Genomic DNA, 22,713 nt, shown 5'->3' on the forward strand with positions numbered 1-22,713 from the left:
CACCGGGTTCAGGGAGCGGGTGTCAGGCCTTGTCGATGGTCAGGGTGATCGCCGAGCGGATCGCCGTGTACGAACCCACGACGGCGTTGTCGACGAGGCCCGCCGAACGGTCGGCACCGTAGGCGTCGAAGGGGAGCGTCATGACCTCGTCCTTGCCGTCGCCGTCGAGGTCGGCCACGAAGTTCTCGCGGGCGCCCCAGGCGAAGTAGCCGCTGTCGCCGTTCTGGTGCGGCTCGATGTCGGCCTTCAGCACCACCGGGTCGTAGAGCTCGACGAACGTCTCGCCGCTGCGGACCAGGATCCGGGCGCCGTCCGGGCCCTTGGCGAAGGAGCCGCCGCGGATCTCGGAGGTGGCGCGCGCGTGGCCGTCGACGCCGTCGGCGCCGTACGTGCGCAGTGAGGCGAGGCTGTTCTCCACCAGGCCCTCGGGTCCCGTCGTCCAGTTCGCGAGCGTGGCGTAGCCGCCCGCCTCGGCCTCGTGCAGCAGCTTTCCGGTGCGGCCGTCGCGGATCTGGACCATGTTGGTCAGCTGGTTGGGCGGCAGCTGCTCGGAGTTGCCGCGCACCACGTAGGTGAAGACCACCGCGTGCCCGTCGGCGTAGGGGATGCCCGGCGAGGCGAAGGTGCCGGCCCGCAGCGGGATGCCGAGGACGTCGCCCTGGCTGGTGGCGGGCGCCTTCGGGGTGAACGACCAGTTGGCCGAGCCGGTCTTGCCGTTGAGCGCGACACCGCCCACGTCGACCGGGTTGCCGGGGTTCTTGCCGCGGGTCTGGTACTGGGCGTAGACCGTGCCGTCGGCCGCGGACAGGTCCGCGAAGGCCGGGGTGCCGATCTCCGACGGGACCGCGTACTCCCACTTCAGCGAGCCGTCGCCCTCGTAGGCGCGGACCTTGTCGGTCGCCACGGCCACCTCGGCGGCGCCGTCGCCGTCGAGGTCGGAGGCGACGACGTTGCGCACGTACTCGCCCTTGGCGGCGTCGATGACGGTGAGCACCTTGCCGGTACGGGCGTCGACGATCGCGGCCGCCGTGCTGGCGGCGACGATCAGCTCGTCGCGGCCGTCGCCGGTGGTGTCGGCCTTGGTCACCTGGACCACCCGGCCGGGCAGGGTCGCCGTCCACAGCCGCTTGGGCTCGCCGGACACCAGCGACGCGCCGTCGTAGGCGAACAGGCCGTTGGAGGAGCCGCCGAGGACGACGTCGTTCTTCTTGTCGCCGTTGATGTCGGTGGCCGCGGCGGTGAAGGGGGTGCCCTCCAGCGGCTGCAGGCTCTCCTGCTTGCCGCTGCCGGCGTTGTAGACCCGCACGTTCTGATCGGTGTCGACGGTGCGCAGCCGCCAGCCGCCGTCCTTGGCGAACGGCTGGGCGTACAGCACCGAGCCGACGGTGCCGCTCTTCTCCCACTTCACTGCGCCCTTGCTGCCGTTGAGCAGCGTGATCCGGGCGTAGTGGTTCGAGCCTCGGTTCTCCGCGGCGGACCGGTCGCTGTTGTCGATGTACGAGGCGGCGATGTTGCCGTCCACGGCCTTCAGGCCCCAGGCGACCTCGGAGTCGCCGAGGTCGCCCGACCTCTTGACGGTGCGTGCCCACAGCAGGCTCGCGTCGTCGCCGTCGAGCGCACGGACGCTGTTGCTGTTCATCGCAGGGATGGCGCTGCCGGGGCTCGGGGTGACCGTGGACTCGCTGACCGTGTACTCCGGCTTGGCGTCGCCCTGGATGTCGCCGACCTCGAGCGCGAGCGGAAGCGCGTTGATCCGCTCGCCGAAGCCGGTGCGGTCGCCGTCGGCGAGGGCGTACGCGGAGATCTCGTACTTCACGCCCTCGGTGTAGTCCGACTGCTCGAGCGCCACGATCCGGTCGCGAGCCGCGTCGAGCCGCAGCTGACGCACGTAGAGGCTGCCGGACTTGGCCCACGTGAGGCTGCCGTCCTTGGTGTCGATCACCAGGGTGTGGCCGCTGGGCTTCTTGTCGGAGGTGTACTCGCGGTTCTGGTTCCAGGAGGCGGCGAGCAGTCCGTCGCCGAGCGGCTGCAGCGAGCCCCACTGGACGCCGGCGTAGGCGCCCGCGTCGTACGTCCAGGTGTCCGACGGGGTGAGCCTGCCGTCGGCGTAGCCGAAGCGGATGCCGGTCAGCGTGGACTTGGCGTCGGCCGGGGAATTCATGTTGGCGAACGCCGAGTCCGCGACGACGAGAGTCTTGCCGACGAGCTTCACGTTGTACGCGGCGGCGTACAGCTTCGACCACAGTGTCCTGCCGGTGGCACCGTCGAGGACCGTGACGAAGGTGCCGTTGGGCAGCGTGGAGCCCGGCGAGGTGAACGGGCGGTAGGGCAGCACGCCGGACTCGGCGGTGAAGACGATGTCGTCCACGCCGTCGCCGGTCAGGTCGCCGGTGTCGACGCCGTCGTCGGAGGACATGCTGAACGGGCTGATCGCGTTGAAGCCCATCACGACGGCGGCCGGGTAGGGCTCCTTGCTGCCCCGGGGCAGCGGGGTGACCTGCCAGTCGTGGTCGAGGGACGTGGAGTCGCGCGACCACAGCTGCTTGCCGTCGGCGCCGACGCGCTGGATCGGGCTGAGCGAGTTGACCGAGAAGTAGTCGCCCTTCGAGCCGCCGACCGGGAAGGTGGCGGCCATGCCCTGGGCGCCCTCGATGCCGGACTTCTTCGTCAGCTTCCACTTGCTCGTGGTGGCGGTGGTGGACGCGCCGCTGTCGGACGTGGCGCCGTCGGTGGTCGACGAGGCGTCCTCGGCGGCGTCCTGTGCGTCCTGGGCGGCCTGCCGAGGGTCGCCGAGGTCGCGTCCGTCGCCGTAGATGTCGGGCGTGACCTGCCGCGCCAGCTTCGCCGCCTGGCTCTCGGTGAGCGTCAGTACGCCGCTGTCGTCGGCCTGCACCGCCGGGGACGCGCTGAGCGCGAGCCCGGAGGCGATCAGTACGGAGGCCAGGCGCAGGCCCCGTCGGTGGATGTTTCTCATCAGGCGCCCTTCGGGGTGAAGCGGATGGCGGTGGCGTCGCTCAGGACGGTCTCGTTGTAGGAGTGGCCGAGGCCGTCGGTGCCGGCCTGGTTCTCGATGCCGGTGGTCGCCGAGCCGCCGCGCCGCAGCGCGCTGTCGCCGATGCCCTTGTACTGCAGGGTGACGGCGCCGGTGGCCTCGTCGAAGACGGCCTCGAAGGAGATCCGCACCGAGGTGTCGGAGGCGAAGGCCGCGTTGTTCCAGACGATCGCGAACTTCCGGTCACCGCTCTTGCCGGTGACGGCGGTCTGCACGCTGGAGCGCTTGTCCAGGACGAGGTCGTCCCAGAAGGCCGCGACGACACCGTTGGGCTGGGCGGCGGCCGGAAGCGCGGTGTTGGCGTAGTCGCCCAGGCGCGGCTGCAGGAAGTTGACCAGGCCGTTGGTGGTGACGGACGCGCTGGTGTAGCGGACGCCGTAGTACGTCACCGGGAACGGCAGGCCGATCGTCTTGGCGTCCTCGTCACCGGTCAGGCCGGTGGTCGTGGAGCCCTTGATCCAGGAGGCGGTGACGGGAGCGCAGGAGTACGTGCCGCCGGCGTCGGTGCGGTTGGGCAGCTTCACATCGGCGGTCTCGTCGCCGTCGACCTTGAGTTCACCGTTGTGGGTGCCGTTGCACACGACCGGCGCGGCGGGGGCGGCCCGCAGCGTGTACGTGCCCTCGGCGACCTTCGGCAGGCTGAACCTGCCCTGGGCGTCGGTGGTCACCGCGTCGACCGGGTTGCCGGGCAGCGAGACGGTGGCCTTGGCGAGCGGCTTGCCGGTGACGTCGAGGACGGTGCCGGTGACGGCGTGCCGGGGGACCGGGGTGAGCGCGACGTCCTGCGTCAGCGGCTCACCGGTGGTCAGCTCGACGCCGGAGACGGTGCCGGTCGCGTAACCGTAGGCGCTGATGGAGAAGTCGAACGTGCCCGGGGGCAGCGACATCCGGAAGGAGCCGTCGGCGCCGGTGGTCACGGTGCGGGACGTGGCGTCGTTCGCGGCCTCGACGGTGGCGTCGGCCAGACCCTTGCCGCTCGCCTTGTCGGTGATCGTTCCGGACACGGTGACCGCGGTGTGCGGGGCCTTTTCGATGGAGGAGAGGATGTCGAGCTTGCCGTTGCCCCACACGTTGTTGGCGTCGGCGGTGCCACCGCAGTGCGTGTCGTCGACGTCGGTCGCGCCCTCGTCGAGGGCCTTGCGGGTCTCGTCGATGTTGCCGACCAGCGACGGGGCGGCCGACCACAGCAGGGCCACCGCGCCGGCGACGTGCGGCGTCGCCATCGACGTGCCGTCGATGGTGTTGTACGAGGAACCGGGCCACGCGGACTCGATGTCGACGCCAGGCGCGGTGATGTTCGGCTTCATCGAGCCGTCGATCCGCGAGGGGCCGAAACCGCTGAAGTCGGAGATGGCGCCGGAGGAGTTGTAGGCGCCGACACCGTAGACGTCGGCCTGCGCGGCGGGCGGGTCGGTCGTCGAGCAGGTCTCGCCGTCACCGAAGTTGCCGGCCGCGAACGCCTCGAAGATGCCGGCGGAGTTCCAGGCGTCGACGATGTCCTCGTAGAACGGGTCGACGCCGTCCTTCTGGCCCCACGAGTTGTTGACGATGTCCGGGGCGAGGTCCGGGCGCGGGTTCTGCCCGTTGTGGTCGGTCGGCGCGAGGATCCACTGGCCGGCGGCGAGCAGGTAGCCGTCCGTGCACTGGCTGGACTCGCAGCCCTTGGCGGCGATCCACTTGGCGTTCGGCGCGACACCGATGCCGTTCTTGCCGACCATCGTGCCCATGGTGTGGGTGCCGTGGCCGTTGTTGTCGCACGGGGTGCCGTCGGAGGGGCAGTTCCCGGTCGGGTCGTAGAAGTTGTAGTCGTTGGTGAAGGTGCCGTCGCCGTTGTTGCCGCGGTACTGCTTCACCAGGTCCGGGTGGTCGTACTGCACACCGGTGTCGACGTTGGCGATGGTGATGCCCTCGCCGCGGTCGTCGTACTGCTTCCAGACCTGGTCGGCCTTGATGTCGGCGACGCCCCACGTGGGGGTGTCCGTGCCGTCGGCGGACGTCGCGACGCCGGAGCGGGCCCCGGCCACCTTGGCGTCGGACGTCTCCATGTCGTCGAGCGTGAACGTCCGCTCCTTGACGATCTCCTTGACGTCGGAGCGCTCGGCGAGCTCCTTCACCAGGTCCTGGTCACCGGTCACCTTGACGGCGTTGGCGATCCAGAAGTCCTGGTGCCCGACCTTCTCCTTGTCGAGGAAGGCGTTGAGCGACTTCTGGCTGTCGGCCGCGTGGGTCTTCAGCGCCTTGTACGCCGCGGTCGCGGCCTTCGCGTGCGTGCGCTGCTTCTTCGCCGTGGTCAGGTCGGCCTTGTCCTTGAGGACGACGAGGAAGGTCGCGTCGCCGCCGTCGGAAACGGCCTTCGTGAGCGCGGAGTCGACCTTGTCCGCCGTCGCGGAGCCCGCCTGCGCGGAATCGGCGACGGCGGGTATCGCGCCGGCCAGCAGGGCGGCGGCCGCGGTCAGTGCGGCCGCCGCCCACGCGGCGCGTCTGCGCCCGGGCGGTTGAGGCAGAGGCATCGGGCACTCCTCGGGGAGGGTACGGGGGTGCCCGGAACCTAGGAAGCGGCCGTTACTGCGCCATTACAGGCCCGGTGGGGCGACGTGCGCCCCGACGGGAGCGGGTCAGAGATTCAACCCCCGCGCCCGCAACCACGGCAGGGGATCGATGCCCGAGCCGAACTGCGGCGTGACGCGGACCTCGAAGTGCAGGTGCGGGCCGCTGACGTTGCCGGTCGCGCCGGACAGGGCCAGGGTCTGGCCCGCGGCGAGGCGGTCGCCGACCCGTACGCCGATCCGGGACAGGTGGGCGTACTGCGTGTAGTAGCCGTCGGCGTGCCGGAGGACCACCTGGTTGCCGAAGCCGTCGCCGCAGCCCGTGAAGACGACGGTGCCCGCGCCGACCGCCCGCACCGGCGTCCCGGTGGGCACGGCGAAGTCCTGCCCGGTGTGCGTGTGCGACCACAGGCGGCCGCCGGAGCCGAAGCCCGCCGACAACGGGGCGGGGCTCACGGGCTTCACCCAGGTCCGGCCCTTGCCGGCCCGCTCGTGCCCGCCCATGTCACCGCGCCCGCACGCCCCGCCCCCGGACGGCATCGGCGGCCCGGCCGCGAGGACCTTGGCCCGCGCCCGCCGCACCTCCGCCTCGGCCCGCTCCAGCTTCGCCTCGATGTCGTCGCGGGCGGCCGAGCGGCGCTTCTCCTGCGCCTTCAGCCCCTGCACGAGGCGCGCGGACTCGGCGCGCCGGTCGGCGATCCGGTCCCTGGACTCCGTCGCCCGGTCGGTGAGCTGGCGGGCGGCGCGGTCGCCCCGGCCCGCGCGGACGGCGGCGTCGAGGGCGCGCTGCGGGGAGGACGAGGTGAGCAGCGGCAGCATCGTGCCGAGCCCCGACGAGCCCTGGTACTCGCTGCGCGCCCGGCGGCCGAGGGTGGACCTCAGCGCGTCGAGGCGGCGCTGCTCGGCGGCCTGCCGCTCGGTGACCTCGGCGAGCCTGCGTTCCCCTTTGCGCGCGGCGGCCCGCGCCTTCTCGTGCGCGGCGACGGCCTTCGACGCCTCCTGTATGAGGTGCTCGGCGCGGACCGAGAGCCGTCCGAGGCCGGGACCGTCGTCGTGCGCGGAGGCCCGACCGACACCCGCGCCGAGGAGCGCGGCGACCGCCGCGGCCACGCAGGCCGCCTTCGCCGTACGCCGCGTCCCGTTCCCGTTCCGTCGTGTACATCGCATCGACTGAATGTCGCAAAAAGGACAAGCCGGATGACGGTGGGGGCCCGTGTCGCCCGCCCAGGGTCCATCGGACGCACTACACGCACCGATCCGGGAACGGCCGTGGGGCCGGTCCCGGTGGACCGGCCCCACGGCCGTTGCGGAGGTGGACAGTTGATCACTGGCTGCCGCGGCGGCCCCTGCGGACGACGACCAGGATCAGCGCGCCGAGTCCGAGGACCAGCGCCGCCGCCGTGCCCAGGACGAGGGTGTCGCCGGCCGCTCCGGTGTCGGAGAGCTGCCCCCCGCCGGGCTCGGCCGGCGGGTTGTCCGGGTTGCCCGGGGGCGTCGGCCCGCTCGGCGTCGGGGTCGCGACGAGCGGCACCGGCGGCACCTTGGCCGTCGTGGTGCAGCCGTTCGCGCAGGTGGCGTCGGGCGGCCCCGTGACGGCGTTGGCCAGCGTCCGGTCGCCGGTGACCGGGTCGTCGACGGTGACCGAGTAGGTGACGGTCACCTTCTCCCCGGCCGGGACCGTCCCGGACCAGCTCAGCTTCGGCCGGTCGTAGGTGACGGAACCGGTGGTGGCCACGGCGTCCTCGTTGTACGCGGCGTCGTCGAGCACCTTGCTGAGGTCGTCGGTGAACCCGGCGCCCCGGTACTCCGCGTCGCCGCTGCCGGCCACGGTCACCGTGTAGACGACGGTGTCGCCCGGCTTCGGCTCGCTGGTGGAGACGGACTTGGCGAGCTCCAGGTGGACCGGTTCGATGCGGACCATGTGGTCCTCGACCTCACCGGGACCGCCGAAGCCGGTCGCCGTGACGGCGCGCAGGGCGCGCCCTGCGCGTTTGGCCGCCGACACCTCCTCGTCGCCGAACAGCCGCAGCCGCGCGAACGTCTCGCCGGGCTTCATGTCCTGCAGCCCGTCCCACGTGAGCGTGGCCTCGGTGGCGCCGTCCGGCACGTCGGCGGTGGCCACCTCGTCGCGGCCGAAGGTGCCGTCCTCGTCGATGTCGATCCAGCCCGCCAGCGTGGCGGCCCTGCCGGTGGTGTTGGTGACGGGCACCTTCGCCGTGTGACTCCCCTGGTGCTGCTGGAGCGTCACGGTCCTGAAGCCGTCGTCGTCCTTGTCGTCACCGGCGCGGGCGTGCGGATCGCCGTCCCGCTCCGGCTGGACCGACCGGCCGATGCGCAGCCCGTCCACCATCTCGTGGAACGCCCCGCCGCTGGCCCGTCGCGTCTTGTACGTGTCCGGGGCGTCACCGAAGTCGTAATCGGGAGCGGGGAGCACCGTCGTGCAGTCCGGATCCGTGCTGCTCTCGGGGCAGTTGGAGTCGGGCGGCCCGGCGACACCGTTCACGAACCTGCCGTCGCCCGCGTCGGTCACGGTGAACGTGTACGTCACGGTCGCCGTTTCGCCCTTGGCCAGGTCACCGGTCCAGGTCAGCTTCGGCGCGGCGTAGGAGACACGGCCGGAGTCGGAGTCCGCGTCCCCGTTGTACGTCGCGTCGTCGAGGACCCTGGTGAGGTCGTCGGTGAACGTGGCGTCGGGGTAGTCGGCCTGGCCGTCGTTCGTGACGACGACCTTGTAGCTGAGGGTGTCGCCCTCCTTCGGGTTCCTCGGCGAGGCCGTCTTCTTGATCTTCAGGGAGGGGATGCCGACGTCCGTGCCGCAGTCCGGATCGTCGGAGCCCTTCGGGCAGTTGCTGCCGGGGCCCTGCGAGACCACGGTGTTGGTCAGCTCCTTGTCGCCGCCGGGCGGGGTGTCGACGGTGACGGAGTACGTGATCCGCACGGTCTTCCCGGCCGCGACGTCGCCCTTCCAGGACAGCTTCGGCCTCTTGTAGGAGACGGCGCCCGAGGTGGCGGCCGCGTCCTCGTCGTAGGTCGCGTCGTCGAGGACGCCGGTGAGGTCGTCCTCGGTCCTCGCGTCCTTGTAGGCGGCCTTGCCGGTGTTGGTGACGGTGACCGTGTAGGTCACCTTGTCGCCGGCCCTGGCCGTGGCCGCGTCCGAGGTCTTCTCGATGTGGAGCGTCGCGACCGGGGTCTCGGTCGTGCAGCCGTCGGAGCAGTCGGAGCCCGGCGGTCCTGTCACGACGTTGCCGAGCACCTTGTCGCCGGTGTCCGGGTCGTCGACGGTGACGGAGTACGTGATCCTCACCGTCTTCCCGGCCGCGACATCGCCCTTCCAGGACAGCTTCGGCCTCTTGTAGGAGACGGCGCCGGAGGTGGCGTCCGCGTCCTCGTCGTACCGGGCGTCGTCGAGGACGCCGGTGAGATCGTCCGTGACGGTCGCGTCCTTGTACGCCGTCCGCCCCGGGTTGTGGACGGTCACGGTGTAGGTGACCTTGTCGCCCGGCGTGGCGTCGGTCCTGTCGGAGGACTTGGCGATGTCGAGCCGCGGGACGGTGACCTCCGTCGTGCAGCCCTTCTCCGCGCCGGTGACGCAGTTCGAGTCGCTCGATCCCGTGACGACGTTCTTCGCCGTGCCGTTGCCGGTGGCGGGGTCGTTCAGCGTCACCGAGTAGGTGAGCGTGGCCTTCTCGCCCGCGTCCAGCGTCGGCGACCAACTGAGCTTCCCGGCCGCGTAGTCGGGCGTGCCGGCCGAGCCCTTCGCGTCGTCGTTGTACGTCGCGTCGTCGAGCACGTCCGTGAGGTCGTCGGTGACGGGCGCCTTCATGGGGGCGGGCCCGGTGTTCTCCACGGTCACCTCGTACGTGACCTTGTCCCCCGGCTTCGCCTCGCTGCCGGAGGCCGGGGAGGAGGTCTTGGTGATCTTGTAGCCGGGGTCGGCGAACCGCACGGTGGCACACGCGGTGGGCCGCTTCATGCCGGACAGCTCGCCCATGTTGTCCGGGCAGTTCTTGTACTCGCCCTTGGCCGCCGTCACGTCCACACTCAGCGTGCAGGAGGACTGGCCCTCCGTCAGATCGCCCTTGAGCGCGACGGATTCACCGCCCGAGGACGCGTCGACCGAGCCGTTGGCGCAGGTCGTCCCGGTGGCCGCCGGGTCGGCGACGGTGAGGCCCGCGGGCAGGCTGTCCTCGAACGACCAGCCCTTCTTGGCCCGCAGGTCCGAGGTGTTGGTGACGGTGAACGTCAGCCTGGACGTGCCGCCCGACTCGGCGACCGGCGGGGTGAACGACTTCTCCACGCGCGGGGTGACGTCCAGGACCTGGATGTCGTCGAACGCGGCGTCGTTGCCCGCGTTGCTCCCGTTGCCGTTCACCATGCGGACGCCCAGCGTGCTGCCGTCGAACAGCACGGGCGCGTCGCTGGTGGTGTGCACCGCCTTCGCACTGCGGCCGCCGACGGTGACGGTCCGCGCCTCGCCGTCGGTGCACGGGTTGATGGCCCTCGACGACGTGGGGACCGCCGTCGCCCCGTCCATCAGGGAGAACTTCAACTGGGGCCCCGAGACATGGCAGTTGAAGGCGGCCGAGGAGACACCGAACGTGTAGAAGCGGCCGGGGGTGACGTCGATGGGCCGCTCCGTCTCGAACTGCACCGAGTTCGCCGCGGGGGCCGTGACGGTGAAGGCGGCCACCGCGTGGTTGTCGTCCGGGTCCGCCGTCCCGTTCACCTGGCCGAGCGCGCTCGCCAGATCGCGGGTCGAGTTCCACCACGAGCCGCAGTCGGCCGTGCCGGGCGCGAAGCCGGCCGAGTCGGCCTTGTTCAGCACCCAGCCGTTGCAGCCCTTGAGCCAGCCCGGGTCCGCCGAGTACGTCATGTTCCGCGGAGCGGCGCCGGTGTAGTCCGGGAGCAGGACCGGGTCCCCGGACAGGTTCTCGAAGCCCTCCCTGTAGACCTCCGTCGGCTCCTCCGGGGTCGCGGCGGCCGCCCTCCCCTGCGGCGCGGCAGACTGCGCCGCGCTCGCCTCCACCACCGGCAGCGGCCCCGCCACCACGGCGAGGACGGCGCCGAGCACCACGCCCGCCGCGGGCACGCGACGCGGCACCCGCCCTCGTCGGAACCAGGTTCTCGCGCCGCCCATCGGCCGCCTCCGTAACGGAAAGTAGTCGGAACGGCACGACGCTCACACAATGCTTATGTGACGAACGGCACATTCACGGGCGGAAAGGGTGGTTCCACCTGTTCGGGCCAAGAAGGATGGCGCTGACAGCCATCCCCGGCCGCGTGTACCCTTGACGTGCAAGCGAAGGGGAGTAGCCCCGCGAACCGGTCGTCGACACACTGGAACCCCCGGGTTCCCGGTGGCCGGGCTCGGACCGCCTCGGCGGGACGGGTGGGCGAGACCTTCGACCAGGCAGAACACAGCACACGTACGCAACCACGCATACGTGTGTCCGCTGCCGGGTCGAGTGGTCCTCCCTACGCAGCGGAGCGGGGACCGCGCCGGTCCGGCCCGCACAGAAAGCGTCCCCATGGATCTCGATCCCCTGACGATCGTCACCGCCTTCGGGCTGATCTTCCTCGCCGAACTCCCGGACAAGACCATGTTCGCCTCACTGGCCATGGGCACCCGGATGAAGCCCCTGTACGTCTGGTTCGGCACGTCCGCCGCGTTCCTCGTGCACGTCGCCATCGCCGTCGGCGCGGGCTCGCTGCTCGGTCTGCTGCCCGGCTGGATCGTGAAGGTCGTCTCCGGCCTGATGTTCCTCTTCGGCGCGTTCATGCTCCTCAAGGGCGGCGACGACGAGGACGACGAGGACGCGGCGGGCCCCAAGACCGTCACCGGTTTCTGGCCGGTCTTCGGCACCGCGTTCATGGCCGTGTTCATCAGCGAGTGGGGCGACCTCACCCAGATCACCACCGCCAACCTGGCCGCCACGAACGGCACCTGGTCGACCGCGATCGGCTCGTGGGCGGCCCTGATGTCCGTGTCCGCGCTCGCCCTGGTCGCCGGGCGGTTCATCGCCAAGCGGGTGCCGCTCAAGACCGTTCAGCGGGTGGGCGGCTTCTGCATGCTCGCGCTGGCCATCTGGTCGTTCGTCGAGGTGTTCACCGGCTGACGCACGGCCCGCGCACCGGCCCCCGCAGACCCCTTGTGGATACACGAACGTATCGAATACGTTCGCGTATCCAACCGGGGAGGCGAGGATGCCCGTCACCAAGCGGCGTGCGCGGACGCGGCAGCGGCTGCTGGACGCCGCGCTCGACGTGTTCGCCGAGGAGGGCTTCGGGCGCTCCACGGTCGAACAGGTCTGTGAGCGCGCGGGATTCACCCGCGGCGCTTTCTACTCGAATTTCTCCTCGCTCGACGAGCTGTTTCTCGCCTTGTGGGAGGAGCGGTCCGCGCGGATGCTCGAGGATGTGCGGGCTGCCCTCGCCGGTGTCGACCCGGATGATCCCGAGACCGCGGTGCGGGCCGCGATCGACGCCACCCCCGTCGACGACGCCTGGTTCCGGATCACCGCCGAGTTCACCGCGCACGCGCTGCGCAATCCGGGCCTGCGCCGCGTGATGGCCGCCCGCGAGGAGGCCATCCGCGACGCGATCCTGCCGGTGTTCGTGGCCGCGCTCGGCCGGCTCGGCCGCCGGGTCACCGACGAACGGGCCCTGGGCGACGCCCTGGTGGCCGTGCACGACGGGACCACCGTGCAGGTCCTGCTGCAGCCGGACGACGCGGCCGTACGGGCCCGTCGCGAGGCTCTCTTCATGAACGTACTGGACGCCTACAGCACACCGTTGGAGAGCGCATGAGTGACACCACCGCCGATGTCATCGTCGTGGGGGCCGGCCTCGCCGGGCTCGTCGCGACGTACGAACTCACTCGCGCGGGCAAGCGCGTCGTGCTGGTCGACCAGGAGAACGAGGCGAACCTCGGGGGCCAGGCGTTCTGGTCGCTCGGCGGGCTCTTCCTCGTCGACAGCCCCGAGCAGCGGCGCATGGGCATCAAGGACTCCTACGAGCTGGCCCTCGCCGACTGGCTCGGCTCCGCCGGCTTCGACCGCGAGGACGAGGACCACTGGCCGCGCAAGTGGGCCGAGGCGTATGTGCGGTTCGCCGCCGAGGAGAAGCGGGACTACCTCCTCGGGCTCGGCCTGAAGGTGACCCCGAACGTGGGGTGGGCCGAGCGCGGCTCCGGGACCGCGACCGGGCACGGGAACTCCGTGCCGCGCTTCCACATCACGTGGGGGACGGGCCCCGAGGTCGTGCGCGTCTTCCGCGAGCCGGTGCTCGCGGCCGCCGAGCGGGGGCTCGTCGACTTCAAGTACCGGCACCAGGTCGACGAGTTGATCGTGGAGGACGGCGCCGCCGTCGGCGTGCGCGGCTCGCTGCTCGAACCCTCCGACGCGGCGCGCGGCGTCGCCTCGTCCCGTGAAACCGTCGGCGACTTCGAACTGCGCGCCAAGGCCGTCGTCGTGACCTCGGGCGGCATCGGAGCCAACCACGAACTGGTCAAGAAGAACTGGCCGGTTGAGCGCATGGGCGCCGCCCCCGAGTCCATGGTCACCGGCGTCCCCGCGTACGTCGACGGGCGCATGCTGGAGATCGCCGAGGGCGCCGGCGCGTCCCTCGTGAACCGCGACCGCATGTGGCACTACACCGAGGGCCTCAAGAACTGGGACCCGATCTGGCCGGGCCACGGCATCCGGATCATCCCGGGCCCGTCCTCGCTGTGGCTGGACGCGGAGGGCAAGCGGCTGCCCGCGCCGCTCTTCCCCGGCCACGACACCCTCGCCACGCTCAAGCACATCACCGGGACAGGACACGACCACACGTGGTTCATCCTGACCCGCGCCATCGTGGAGAAGGAGTTCGCGCTCTCCGGATCCGAGCAGAACCCCGACATCACCGGCAAGGACCTCAAGCTGGTCCTGCAGCGCGTGAAGAAGGGCGCCCCGGGCCCGATCCAGGCCTTCCTCGACAAGGGCGAGGACTTCGTCGTCCGGCGGAACCTGAAGGACCTCGTCGCCGGGATGAACGAGCTGACGCCCGACACCCCCGTCTCCTACGAGCAGGTGGAGCGCGAGATCGTCGCCCGCGACCGCGAGGTGGCCAACGGGTACTCCAAGGACCTCCAGATGATGGCGATCCGCAACGCCCGCTCGTACCTCTTCGACCGCCTCACCCGCGTCGCCAAGCCGCACCGCCTCCTCGACCCGGCGCAGGGCCCGCTGATCGCCGTGCGCCTGCACGTCCTCACCCGCAAGACGCTCGGCGGCCTGGAGACCAACCTCGACTCGCAGGTCGTGCGGCCCGACAAGTCCGTCTTCGAAGGGCTGTACGCGGCCGGGGAGGTCGCCGGGTTCGGCGGCGGCGGCGTGCACGGGTACAACGCGCTGGAGGGGACCTTCCTCGGCGGCTGCATCTTCTCCGGGCGGGCCGCGGGCCGCGCGCTGGCCAGGAGCCTGGCATGAGTACGCGGTGCACGGCCCTGGTGACGGGGGCCTCATCGGGCATCGGGGCGGCGGTCGCCGCGGCGCTCCTGAAGCGCGGCTACAAGGTGTACGGGACCAGCCGGGACCCCCGGAAGATCGCCTCGCCGGTGCCGGGCGTGGAGTATCTGCCGCTCGACCTCGCGGACGAGGAGAGCATCGAGACCCTCGCGCGGTCGGTCGGCGAGGTCGACGTGCTCGTCAACAACGCCGGGGAATCGCAGAGCGGCCCGTTCGAGGAGCTGCCGATGGACGCGGTGCGGCGGCTGTTCCAGCTCAACGTGTTCGGGGCGGTGCGCCTCAGCCAGCTGCTGCTGCCGGGGATGCGGGAGCGTCGGCGCGGCCGGGTCGTGATGGTCGGCTCGATGCTGGCCAGCTTCCCGCTCGCGTACCGCTCCTCCTACGTCGCGTCGAAGGCCGCGATCAAGGGCTTCGCGAGCGCGGCGCGGCGCGAGTACGCCCCGTACGGCGTCGGCATCACGACGGTCGAGCCGGGCTCCATCGCCACCGGCATCAGCGAGCGGCGCACCCAGTACGTGGCGAAGGACTCGCCGTTCCGCGCCGCCTACGACACGATGCTCGCCGCCCTCAACTCCAATGAGGCGCGCGGGATCTCGGCCGAGAAGGTCGCCGCGAAGATCGTCACCGCGATCGAGGCCGGGCGGCCGAGGCCGCTGTACGCCGTCGGCAGCGGCGCTCCCCTCGTGTTCGCGCTGCGCCGGGCGCTGCCCCGCGCGGCGGCCGAACGCATGGTGGCCAGGAGGCACGGGCTCAAGTAGGGGCAGGGGATTCCGGCGGCCGGGGCCCCCGGGCGCGGCCGCCGAAACCACTCGCACAGATATGCGCGAAGGCTGTTCCGGGCCGGGGCACTCAGGCGTACATTCGCTTCACCGTCGGCGCACGCACGGTCGCGCGGATGAATTGCGTCGGTGCTCTTCATCCCACGCCCGGGCGCTGTCGAAGACGGCGTGCAGGCGCACTGCAGCGGGAGCACCTGCGAAGGCCGGCCCGGCCGCTCCCCTCGGAATGCACCACTCCGGTCGGGCCGCGTCCGCTCCCCGGCGGATTGTCGGCGCGGGCAGGCACACTGGGGCCATGACTGAGAGCAACGGGGTCACGCCGCCCGCCACCGAGTCCATGCCCGACTGGGAGAAGCGGTTCCGGGCACCGCGCGTCTCCCTGCCCGACTGGGCGGAGGACGCGCCGGACCGCTCCCTGTTCGTGTCGAACGCGACGGGGACGTACGAGCTGTACGCCTGGGACCGGTCCACGGGCGAGCAGCGCCGCGCGACGAACCGGGCGAACGGGACGACGGACGGCGTGCTCACGCCCGACGGCGCATGGATCTGGTGGTTCAACGACACGGACGGGGACGAGTTCGGGACCTGGCTGCGCCAGCCCTTCGCGGGCGGCGAGGACGTCGAGGCGGTCCCCGGCCTCGCGCCGTCCTACCCGGCGGGCCTCGCCCTCGGCCGCGACGGGCACACGGCGGTGATCGGCTGCTCCACGGACGAGGACGGCACGACGATCCACGTCGTGCGCCCCGGCGCCGACGAGCCCGCCGAGATCTACCGGCACCGCGAGTCCGCGGGCGTCGGCGACCTGTCGCACGACGGGACGCTGATCGCGATCGAGCACACCGAGCACGGCGACGCGATGCACGGGGCGCTGCGCGTGCTCCGGCTCGACGGTTCGACCGTCGCGGAGCTCGACGACTCCAAGGGCGGTACCGAGGAGCTCGGCCTCGAAGTGCTCGGCTTCGCGCCCGTGACCGGCGACACCCGGCTGCTCGTCGGGCACCAGCGGCGCGGCCGCTGGGAGCCGATGGTCTGGGACGTCGCGACCGGCGAGGAGACCGACCTGGCGCTCGACCTGCCGGGCGACGTGTCGGCGGAGTGGTACCCGGACGGCTCGGCGCTCCTCGTCGTGCACGAATTCGAGGCCCGCGGCGAGCTGTGGCGCTACGAGTTCGCGACGGGCGCGCTGACGAAGGTCGACACGCCGGTCGGCTCGGTCTCGGGCGCCTCCGCGCGGCCCGACGGCAGCGTCGAGTACCTGTGGTCGTCGGCCGCCGAGCCGTCGGTCGTCCGCTCCACCACGGGCGAGGTCGTCCTCGACCCGCCCGGCATGAAGGCCCCGGCCTCCGTGCCCGTCGAGGACGTGTGGGTGGAGGGCCCCGGCGGCCGCATCCACGCCCTCGTACAGAAGCCTGCGGGCGCGAGCGGGCCGCTGCCCACCGTCTTCGAGATCCACGGCGGGCCGACCTGGCACGACTCCGACGCGTTCGCGGCGGGTCCGGCGGCCTGGGTCGATCACGGGTACGCGGTGGTGCGGGTCAACTACCGGGGCTCGACCGGGTACGGCCGTGAGTGGACGGACGCGCTCAAGCACCGCGTCGGCCTGATCGAGCTGGAGGACATCGCGGCCGTGCGCGAGTGGGCCGTCTCCTCCGGGCTCGCCGACCCGGACCGCCTCGTCCTCGCGGGCGGCTCCTGGGGCGGCTATCTGACGCTGCTCGGCGTCGGCACGCAGCCCGGCGCGTGGGCGGTGGGCCTCGCCGCGGTGCCGGTCGCGGACTACGTGACGGCGTACGAGGACGAGATGGAGGCGCTCAAGGCCCTCGACCGCACGCTGTTCGGCGGCTCCCCGGAGGAGGTGCCCGAGCGGTTCCGCGTCTCGTCCCCGATCACGTACGTGGACGATGTGAAGGCGCCGGTCTACATCTCGGCGGGGGTCAACGACCCGCGGTGCCCGCTCCAGCAGATCGACAACTACGTGGACCGGCTCGCGGCGCGCGACGCGGTGCACGAGGTGTACCGGTACGACGCGGGGCACGGCTCGCTCGTCGTCGAGGAGCGCATCAAGCAGGTCGCGCTCGAACTGGACTTCGCGAAGCGCCACTTGCCTCTTCCAAGCCCCTGCGGCGATTGAGCAGCGGGGTCCGGGGCGGAGCCCCGTGAGCGGGGGCCGGTGCCGGTGACGGGGGCCGGCACCGGTAGGCCGGGGGCGGTGGCCGGGTTCTCGCGGCGGAGCCGTACCGTGGGGGTGTGTACCGGTTCCTCCTGACCCCGCGCTGGTGGGGGATCAACATCTTCGTCCTGCTCGCGATCCCCGTGTGCATCTTCATGGGCTCGTGGCAGCTCAGTCGTTTCGAGGGCCGGGTGCAGGACCACCAGTCCGCGGCCGAGCAGTCGCGGGTCAACGAGAAGGCGGCGCCCCAGCCGCTCGGCTCGCTGCTGCCCGTGGACCAGAAGACGTCCGGGAAGCGGGCCACGGCGACCGGCCACTACGGCAAGCAGCTCCTGGTGCCCCAGCGGGACCTCGGCGAGCGCGCCGGCTTCTACGTCGTGACGCTCCTCAAGGTCGAGGGCACGGGGAAGGCGCTGCCGGTGGTGCGCGGCTGGATGCCCGGCAAGGCGTCCGCGGCGAAGGCGCCGGCCGCGCCGAAGGGGAAGGTCACGGTCGTCGGCGCGCTCCAGGCCTCGGAGTCCCCGACGTCCAGCGGGGTGACCACCGCGGGTGGCCTGCCGGCCGGGCAGGTCGGCGTGATCAGCGCGGCGTCGCTTGTGAACCTGGTGCCGTACGACGTGTACGACGGGTGGGTCACGCTCGACAAGGCGGACTCCGGGATGACCGCGGTGCCGGCCTCCGCGCCGGAGGGCAGCGGGCTCGACCTCAAGGCGTTCCAGAACCTCGGGTACACGGGTGAGTGGTTCGTGTTCGCCGGGTTCGTGGTGTTCATGTGGTTCCGCCTGGTGCGCCGCGAGGCGGAGGCGCTTCGCGATGCGGAACTGGGTATCGCCGAACCGGCGTGAACGCCTCGGGGCTCCGCCCCGGACCCCGCTGCTCAATCGCCGCAGGGGCTTAATAATGCCCAATCCAAGCCCCGCCGGCGATTGAGGCGCGGGGTCCGGGGCAGAGCCCCGAGAGCGGCGGATTGCTCACGGTGAACTAGGACGCCGGCAACAGACCCGTCCGGTAGACCGTGCCCTCGCACGCGTTCGAGATGGTTGTGGCGGCCACAGGGGCGCCCGGTTCCGCCGTGTGGGACACGGCCACGCTGCCCTCTTGGCCACCGTCGGACCCGAGCTGCGTCGTCGTCTGCGGCTCCGTACCGGTCGTGGCATCCCCACCGTTCGACGCGTCGCCGGTCGGCGTCGGCGAGGGCGACGGGTCACCGCCACCACTGCCACCGCTGCTCCCACCCGTCGCCGAGCAGGACCCGGACGGCACCCACGCGAACCGCACCTCGTACGCCTTGCCCGGTTCGAGGATCACCTGGCTCGGCTCGGTCGACGGATCGGGCAGCCCCGAGCCGTCCCCCGAGGTGTGGTCGACGACGCTCACCTTCGCCGGATCGGCCGCGCCCTGCGCGACGGTGACCACGGACCCTGCGCTGTCCACCGTGCAGTTGGAGCCCGAGACGTTCGAGACGCGGAACGTGCCGTACACCTTGCCGGTCCCGTCGGGCGCGCCGACGGTGGCCTGCGGATTGCCCAGCTCGCTCGCCTCGCACGTGGGCGAGGTGGCGGCCGCCGTGGAGGCGGGGTCGGCCCCCGCGGTGGCGCCGCCCGACGCCCTGCGCCCGTCGCCCTTCTTGTCCTTCTTGGCGCCCTTGTCCTTGTCCTTGGCGTGCGAGGGCTTGCCCGAGTCGCCCTGACCCGCGCCGCCGGACGCCGCGCCCGAGGTCGCCCCGCCGCGCGTCGCGTCGCTGCTGTTGCCCGCGATGGACGGCCGGTCGCCGGAGGAGTCGGGGTTCGTCACGTGCAGCACCGCGGGCACCGCCATCGCCGCGAACACGCCCACGGCGATCGCACCCACCGCGGCCTGCCGCTTGCGCGCGCGGCGGGCGGGGACGGCGCGGTGCAGCTCGTCGAGCGCCTGCTCCGAGGGTTCGAGGTCCGCGACGGCCTGCCGCATCATCCGCCGCACCGCGAGCTCGTCGTCACCGAACCCTCCGGCATCGGCGGGGCCCGAGGTGTCGGTGGCGTCCGAGGTGTCGGCGGAGTCCGGGGAGTGCCGGTCTTCCTCACTCACTTCGTCGGCCGCCCGGCCCGGGCCGCCGTCGAGATGGTGGTTCATGCTGGCTCCTCCATGGCGACGCGCAGCGCCGCGATCCCGCGCGATCCGTACGCCTTGACCGAACCGAGCGATATCCCGAGGGACTCGGCCACCTGCGCCTCCGTCATGTCCGCGAAGTATCGCAGGACGAGGACCTCGCGCTGGCGTCGCTGCAGCCCCCGCAGCGCCTTCTTCAGGGCGTCCCGCTCCAGGAGGTCGTACGCGCCCTCCTCCGCGCTCGCCATGTCCGGCATCGGCTTGGTGAGCAGCTTCAGGCCGAGGATGCGCCGGCGCAGCGTGGACCGCGACAGGTTGACGACGGTCTGCCGCAGATAGGCGAGCGTCTTCTGCGGGTCCCGGACGCGCTTGCGCGCCGAGTGCACGCGGATGAACGCCTCCTGCACGACGTCCTCGCAGGAGGCCGTGTCGTCGAGAAGCAGCGCCGCGAGCCCCAACAGGGAGCGGTAATGGGCGCGATAGGTCTCGGTGAGATGGTCGACGGAGGTACCGGCCTGCGTCATCGACTCGTCAGCACCCTGTGCTGGAACGCGCGCCGGGCGCGCCGCGGGCATGGGGGCGATCACCGGCATGCCGCCGGCCGCCCGGACACGCCGGGTTCCAAGGGGTGCGAGGGGCCCCAGGGGCGGTTGCAGGGCCGCGCCCGTCGCCCGTACCGCTGTGAAGTCCAGTACTTCTGCCACGCCTGTTGGACAAGCTTCCCCCCGTCAAGGTTGTACGCGTCAGGCGCCCCATTTGCGACGGACCCCGTCATCCCCACCGATGACGCCGCCTCGATTGCCGACATGCGCACCACTCTTCCCCTATGCCCCGTATGCCCGATGCCGGTCGACGCCTCAGTGGGGCGACCGCAAAGACGCTCCCCGCCCTGCGCGCGGTTGCAGGACGGGGAGGGAAAACGCCTTACACAAAACTCACACAGAATCTTATGGGCGGATGCACGAATGGGAAGAGGATGCCCGCATCACGGGCACCGAAAGAGCCGCAGCTCACATCGCGGCGAGCTCGGCCGCCACCAGCTCGGCGATCTGCGCGGTGTTCAAAGCCGCGCCTTTGCGCAGATTGTCCCCGCACACGAAGAGTTCGAGCCCGGTCGGATCGTCGAGCGAACGCCGCACGCGGCCCACCCACGTCGGATCGGTGCCCACCGCGTCGGCCGGCGTGGGGAATTCACCGGCGGCCGGATTGTCGAAGAGCACGACGCCCGGCGCGGTCGCGATGATCTCGCGCGCCCGGTCGACGGTGACCTCGCTCTGGAAGCGGGCGTGCACGGTCAGGGAGTGCGTGGTGACGACGGGCACCTGCACACAGGTGACCGCGACCTTCAGGTCGGGGAGGCCGAGGATCTTGCGGGACTCGTCCCGCACCTTCATCTCCTCCGACGACCAGCCGTCCTCGCACAGCTCGCCCGACCACGGCACGACGTTGAGGGCGACGGGCTCGGGGAACGGACCCGTACGGTCGCCGACGGCCCGGCGCAGATCGCCGGGCGTGGTCCCGAGCTCCGAGCCCGCCACGAGGGAGAGCTGCGCGCGCAGCGTCTCGACCCCGGCGCGGCCCGCCCCGCTCACCGCCTGATAGCTGGACGCGACCAGCTCGCGCAGCCCGAACTCGGCGTGCAGCGCCCCGATCGCCACGATCATCGACAGCGTCGTGCAGTTGGGGTTGGCGATGATGCCGCGCGGCCGCACGCGCGCGGCGTGCGGATTCACCTCGGGGACGACGAGCGGTACATCCGGGTCCATCCGGAAGGCCGGCGAGTTGTCCACCACGACGACGCCCTTGGCGGCGGCGATCGGCGCCCACTGCGCGGCCACGGCGTCGGGGACGTCGAACATCGCGACGTCGACCCCGTCGAAGACGGACTCCGTCAGGGCGACGACCTCGACCTCCTCACCGCGCAGGGTGAGCTTGCGCCCCGCCGAGCGCGGGGAGGCCACGAGCCGGATCTCGCCCCAGATGTCCGCGTGCTGCGAAAGGATCTGCAGCAGAACGGCGCCGACGCTCCCGGTCGCTCCCACGACCGCGAGCGTCGGACGCCTGGCGGAGACTTCGGCCATCAGCGGCCGGTGCCTCCGTAGACCACGGCCTCGTCGGAGTCCGAGTCGAGACCGAAGGCGGAGTGCACGGCGCGCACGGCCTCGTTCACGTCGTCCTCACGCGTGACGACCGAGATGCGGATCTCGGAGGTCGAGATCAGCTCGATGTTCACGCCCGCGTCGGTGAGCGCCTCGAAGAAGCCGGCCGTGACGCCCGGGTTCGTCTTCATGCCGGCGCCGACGAGGGAGATCTTGGCGATCTGGTCGTCGTAGCGCAGCGAGTCGAAGCCGACGTTGGCCTTCTGCTTCTCCAGGGCGTCGATGGCCTTGCGGCCCTCGGTCTTGGGGAGCGTGAAGGAGATGTCGGTCAGACCGGTCGACGCGGCCGACACGTTCTGCACGATCATGTCGAGGTTGATCTGGGCGTCCGCGACGGCCCGGAAGAGCTTCGCGGCCTCGCCCGGCTTGTCCGGAACCCCGACGACGGTGATCTTCGCCTCGGAGGTGTCGTGCGCGACACCGGAGATGATGGCCTGCTCCACGCCCTTTTCCCCTTGCTGGTTCTTCTCGATCGGCTCGTTGCTGACCCACGTGCCCTTCAGCCCACTGAAGCTGGAGCGGACGTGGATCGGGATGTTGTACCGACGGGCGTACTCCACGCAGCGGTGGAGCAGCACCTTCGACCCGGAGCTGGCGAGCTCCAGCATGTCCTCGAAGGAGATCCAGTCGATCTTCCGCGCCTTCTTCACGACGCGCGGGTCGGCGGTGAACACGCCGTCGACGTCCGTGTAGATCTCGCAGACCTCGGCGTCGAGCGCGGCGGCGAGGGCGACAGCGGTGGTGTCGGACCCACCACGACCCAGGGTCGTGATGTTCTTGCCCTCCTGGCTGACACCCTGGAACCCGGCGACGATGGCGATGTTGCCCTCGTCGATCGAAGTCCGGATGCGGCCCGGCGTGACGTCGATGATCCGTGCTTTGTTGTGGACCGAGTCGGTGATGACACCGGCCTGACTGCCCGTGAACGACTGGGCCTCGTGGCCCAGGTTTTTGATCGCCATCGCCAGCAAGGCCATGGAGATCCGCTCTCCGGCGGTCAGCAGCATGTCGAATTCGCGCCCGGCAGGAATCGGAGATACCTGTCCGGCGAGATCGATCAACTCATCCGTCGTGTCGCCCATCGCGGACACCACAACGACAACCTGGTTGCCGTTCTTCTTGGCGTCGACGATGCGCTTGGCGACCCGCTTGATGCCCTCGGCATCTGCAACGGAGGAGCCTCCGTACTTCTGCACGACAAGGCCCACGTGCGCTCCTCGCTCAGTCCGTCTGTCACCGCATGTACGTATGCGCACTGCGGTCGGCTCAGTTTAACGAGCGGCCGAAATCCGCCCCGGCCGTATCACTCCGTGAGATGTCCCGCCCACGACTTGATCACCAGGTTTCCGTTTGCCGATCTCCGGCCGCTCCGGACAGTCGCATGCCCGTCCCCTGCCGGGGTAACCGGGGAA

The 22,713-nt window shown here is 71.3% G+C and carries 14 protein-coding genes; 6 read left to right on the top strand and 8 right to left on the bottom strand.

From position 1 onward, the window contains the following. Positions 1–22 precede the first annotated feature (22 nt). The 4 genes from ACZ7L4_RS30295 to ACZ7L4_RS30310 all read right to left on the bottom strand — a co-directional run bounded on the left by ACZ7L4_RS30295 (position 23) and on the right by ACZ7L4_RS30310 (position 10,735). Positions 23–2,974 carry an FG-GAP-like repeat-containing protein gene (locus ACZ7L4_RS30295; protein ID WP_472107605.1) on the bottom strand — a complete coding sequence of 984 codons (2,952 nt, stop codon included), beginning with the start codon at positions 2,972–2,974 and terminating at the stop codon, positions 23–25. Further along, positions 2,974–5,562 (bottom strand): S8 family serine peptidase, encoded by a 2,589-nt coding sequence (locus ACZ7L4_RS30300; RefSeq protein ID WP_472107607.1) that lies wholly within the window; start codon positions 5,560–5,562, stop codon positions 2,974–2,976. Before ACZ7L4_RS30300 ends, ACZ7L4_RS30295 begins: the two co-directional genes overlap by 1 nt. 105 nt (positions 5,563–5,667) lie before the next feature. Next, the gene (locus ACZ7L4_RS30305) at positions 5,668–6,708 is read right to left on the bottom strand and encodes a M23 family metallopeptidase (RefSeq protein WP_472107609.1); all 1,041 of its coding nucleotides are present in this window, start codon (positions 6,706–6,708) and stop codon (positions 5,668–5,670) included. 214 nt (positions 6,709–6,922) lie between these two features. Further along, positions 6,923–10,735 carry a DUF7927 domain-containing protein gene (locus tag ACZ7L4_RS30310; protein WP_472107611.1) on the bottom strand — a complete coding sequence of 1,271 codons (3,813 nt, stop codon included), beginning with the start codon at positions 10,733–10,735 and terminating at the stop codon, positions 6,923–6,925. A 391-nt stretch (positions 10,736–11,126) separates the two neighbouring features. Here ACZ7L4_RS30310 and ACZ7L4_RS30315 point away from each other — a divergent pair, with 391 nt between their 5' ends. The 6 genes from ACZ7L4_RS30315 (at position 11,127) to ACZ7L4_RS30340 (ending at position 17,899) form a co-directional block, all read left to right on the top strand. Further along, complete coding sequence (locus ACZ7L4_RS30315) at positions 11,127–11,714, top strand: TMEM165/GDT1 family protein (RefSeq protein ID WP_472107613.1); 588 nt, start codon at positions 11,127–11,129, stop codon at positions 11,712–11,714. Positions 11,715–11,802: 88 nt separating this feature from the next. Next, positions 11,803–12,405, top strand: a complete 603-nt coding sequence (locus tag ACZ7L4_RS30320) for a TetR/AcrR family transcriptional regulator (protein ID WP_472107615.1) — start codon at positions 11,803–11,805, stop codon at positions 12,403–12,405. Continuing rightward, positions 12,402–14,066, top strand: a complete 1,665-nt coding sequence (locus ACZ7L4_RS30325) for an FAD-binding dehydrogenase (RefSeq protein WP_472107617.1) — start codon at positions 12,402–12,404, stop codon at positions 14,064–14,066. The genes ACZ7L4_RS30320 and ACZ7L4_RS30325 overlap by 4 nt, the downstream gene beginning before the upstream one ends. Continuing rightward, complete coding sequence (locus ACZ7L4_RS30330) at positions 14,063–14,863, top strand: SDR family oxidoreductase (RefSeq protein ID WP_472107619.1); 801 nt, start codon at positions 14,063–14,065, stop codon at positions 14,861–14,863. Before ACZ7L4_RS30325 ends, ACZ7L4_RS30330 begins: the two co-directional genes overlap by 4 nt. A gap of 316 nt (positions 14,864–15,179) precedes the next feature. Further along, positions 15,180–17,015 (top strand): S9 family peptidase, encoded by a 1,836-nt coding sequence (locus ACZ7L4_RS30335; protein WP_472107621.1) that lies wholly within the window; start codon positions 15,180–15,182, stop codon positions 17,013–17,015. Positions 17,016–17,131: 116 nt separating this feature from the next. Next, positions 17,132–17,899 carry an SURF1 family protein gene (locus ACZ7L4_RS30340; RefSeq protein ID WP_472107623.1) on the top strand — a complete coding sequence of 256 codons (768 nt, stop codon included), beginning with the start codon at positions 17,132–17,134 and terminating at the stop codon, positions 17,897–17,899. Between the two features lie 136 nt (positions 17,900–18,035). Here ACZ7L4_RS30340 and ACZ7L4_RS30345 read toward each other — a convergent pair whose 3' ends face one another. The 4 genes from ACZ7L4_RS30345 to ACZ7L4_RS30360 form a co-directional block, all read right to left on the bottom strand. Further along, positions 18,036–19,166, bottom strand: a complete 1,131-nt coding sequence (locus ACZ7L4_RS30345; protein WP_472107624.1) for a hypothetical protein — start codon at positions 19,164–19,166, stop codon at positions 18,036–18,038. Then, positions 19,163–19,846, bottom strand: a complete 684-nt coding sequence (locus ACZ7L4_RS30350; RefSeq protein WP_422408177.1) for a SigE family RNA polymerase sigma factor — start codon at positions 19,844–19,846, stop codon at positions 19,163–19,165. The genes ACZ7L4_RS30345 and ACZ7L4_RS30350 overlap by 4 nt, the downstream gene beginning before the upstream one ends. Before the next feature lie 306 nt (positions 19,847–20,152). Continuing rightward, entirely contained in the window at positions 20,153–21,223 is a 1,071-nt protein-coding gene (locus ACZ7L4_RS30355; RefSeq protein ID WP_472107626.1) for an aspartate-semialdehyde dehydrogenase, read from the bottom strand. Further along, positions 21,223–22,509 carry an aspartate kinase gene (locus ACZ7L4_RS30360; RefSeq protein WP_472107628.1) on the bottom strand — a complete coding sequence of 429 codons (1,287 nt, stop codon included), beginning with the start codon at positions 22,507–22,509 and terminating at the stop codon, positions 21,223–21,225. Before ACZ7L4_RS30360 ends, ACZ7L4_RS30355 begins: the two co-directional genes overlap by 1 nt. Between the last annotated feature and the right edge of the window lie 204 nt (positions 22,510–22,713).

The sequence above is a fragment of the Streptomyces sp. NPDC107575 genome (assembly GCF_055657265.1).

What these genes read in the sequence shown, in the direction of transcription:
- ACZ7L4_RS30315 (WP_472107613.1), top strand. Translation starts at nt 11,127, where the DNA reads ATGGATCTCGATCCCCTGACGATCGTCACCGCCTTCGGGCTGATCTTC.
- ACZ7L4_RS30345 (WP_472107624.1), bottom strand. Translation starts at nt 19,166, where the DNA reads ATGAACCACCATCTCGACGGCGGCCCGGGCCGGGCGGCCGACGAAGTG.
- ACZ7L4_RS30325 (WP_472107617.1), top strand. Translation starts at nt 12,402, where the DNA reads ATGAGTGACACCACCGCCGATGTCATCGTCGTGGGGGCCGGCCTCGCC.
- ACZ7L4_RS30330 (WP_472107619.1), top strand. Translation starts at nt 14,063, where the DNA reads ATGAGTACGCGGTGCACGGCCCTGGTGACGGGGGCCTCATCGGGCATC.
- ACZ7L4_RS30335 (WP_472107621.1), top strand. Translation starts at nt 15,180, where the DNA reads ATGACTGAGAGCAACGGGGTCACGCCGCCCGCCACCGAGTCCATGCCC.
- ACZ7L4_RS30320 (WP_472107615.1), top strand. Translation starts at nt 11,803, where the DNA reads ATGCCCGTCACCAAGCGGCGTGCGCGGACGCGGCAGCGGCTGCTGGAC.
- ACZ7L4_RS30295 (WP_472107605.1), bottom strand. Translation starts at nt 2,974, where the DNA reads ATGAGAAACATCCACCGACGGGGCCTGCGCCTGGCCTCCGTACTGATC.
- ACZ7L4_RS30355 (WP_472107626.1), bottom strand. Translation starts at nt 21,223, where the DNA reads ATGGCCGAAGTCTCCGCCAGGCGTCCGACGCTCGCGGTCGTGGGAGCG.
- ACZ7L4_RS30310 (WP_472107611.1), bottom strand. Translation starts at nt 10,735, where the DNA reads ATGGGCGGCGCGAGAACCTGGTTCCGACGAGGGCGGGTGCCGCGTCGC.
- ACZ7L4_RS30300 (WP_472107607.1), bottom strand. Translation starts at nt 5,562, where the DNA reads ATGCCTCTGCCTCAACCGCCCGGGCGCAGACGCGCCGCGTGGGCGGCG.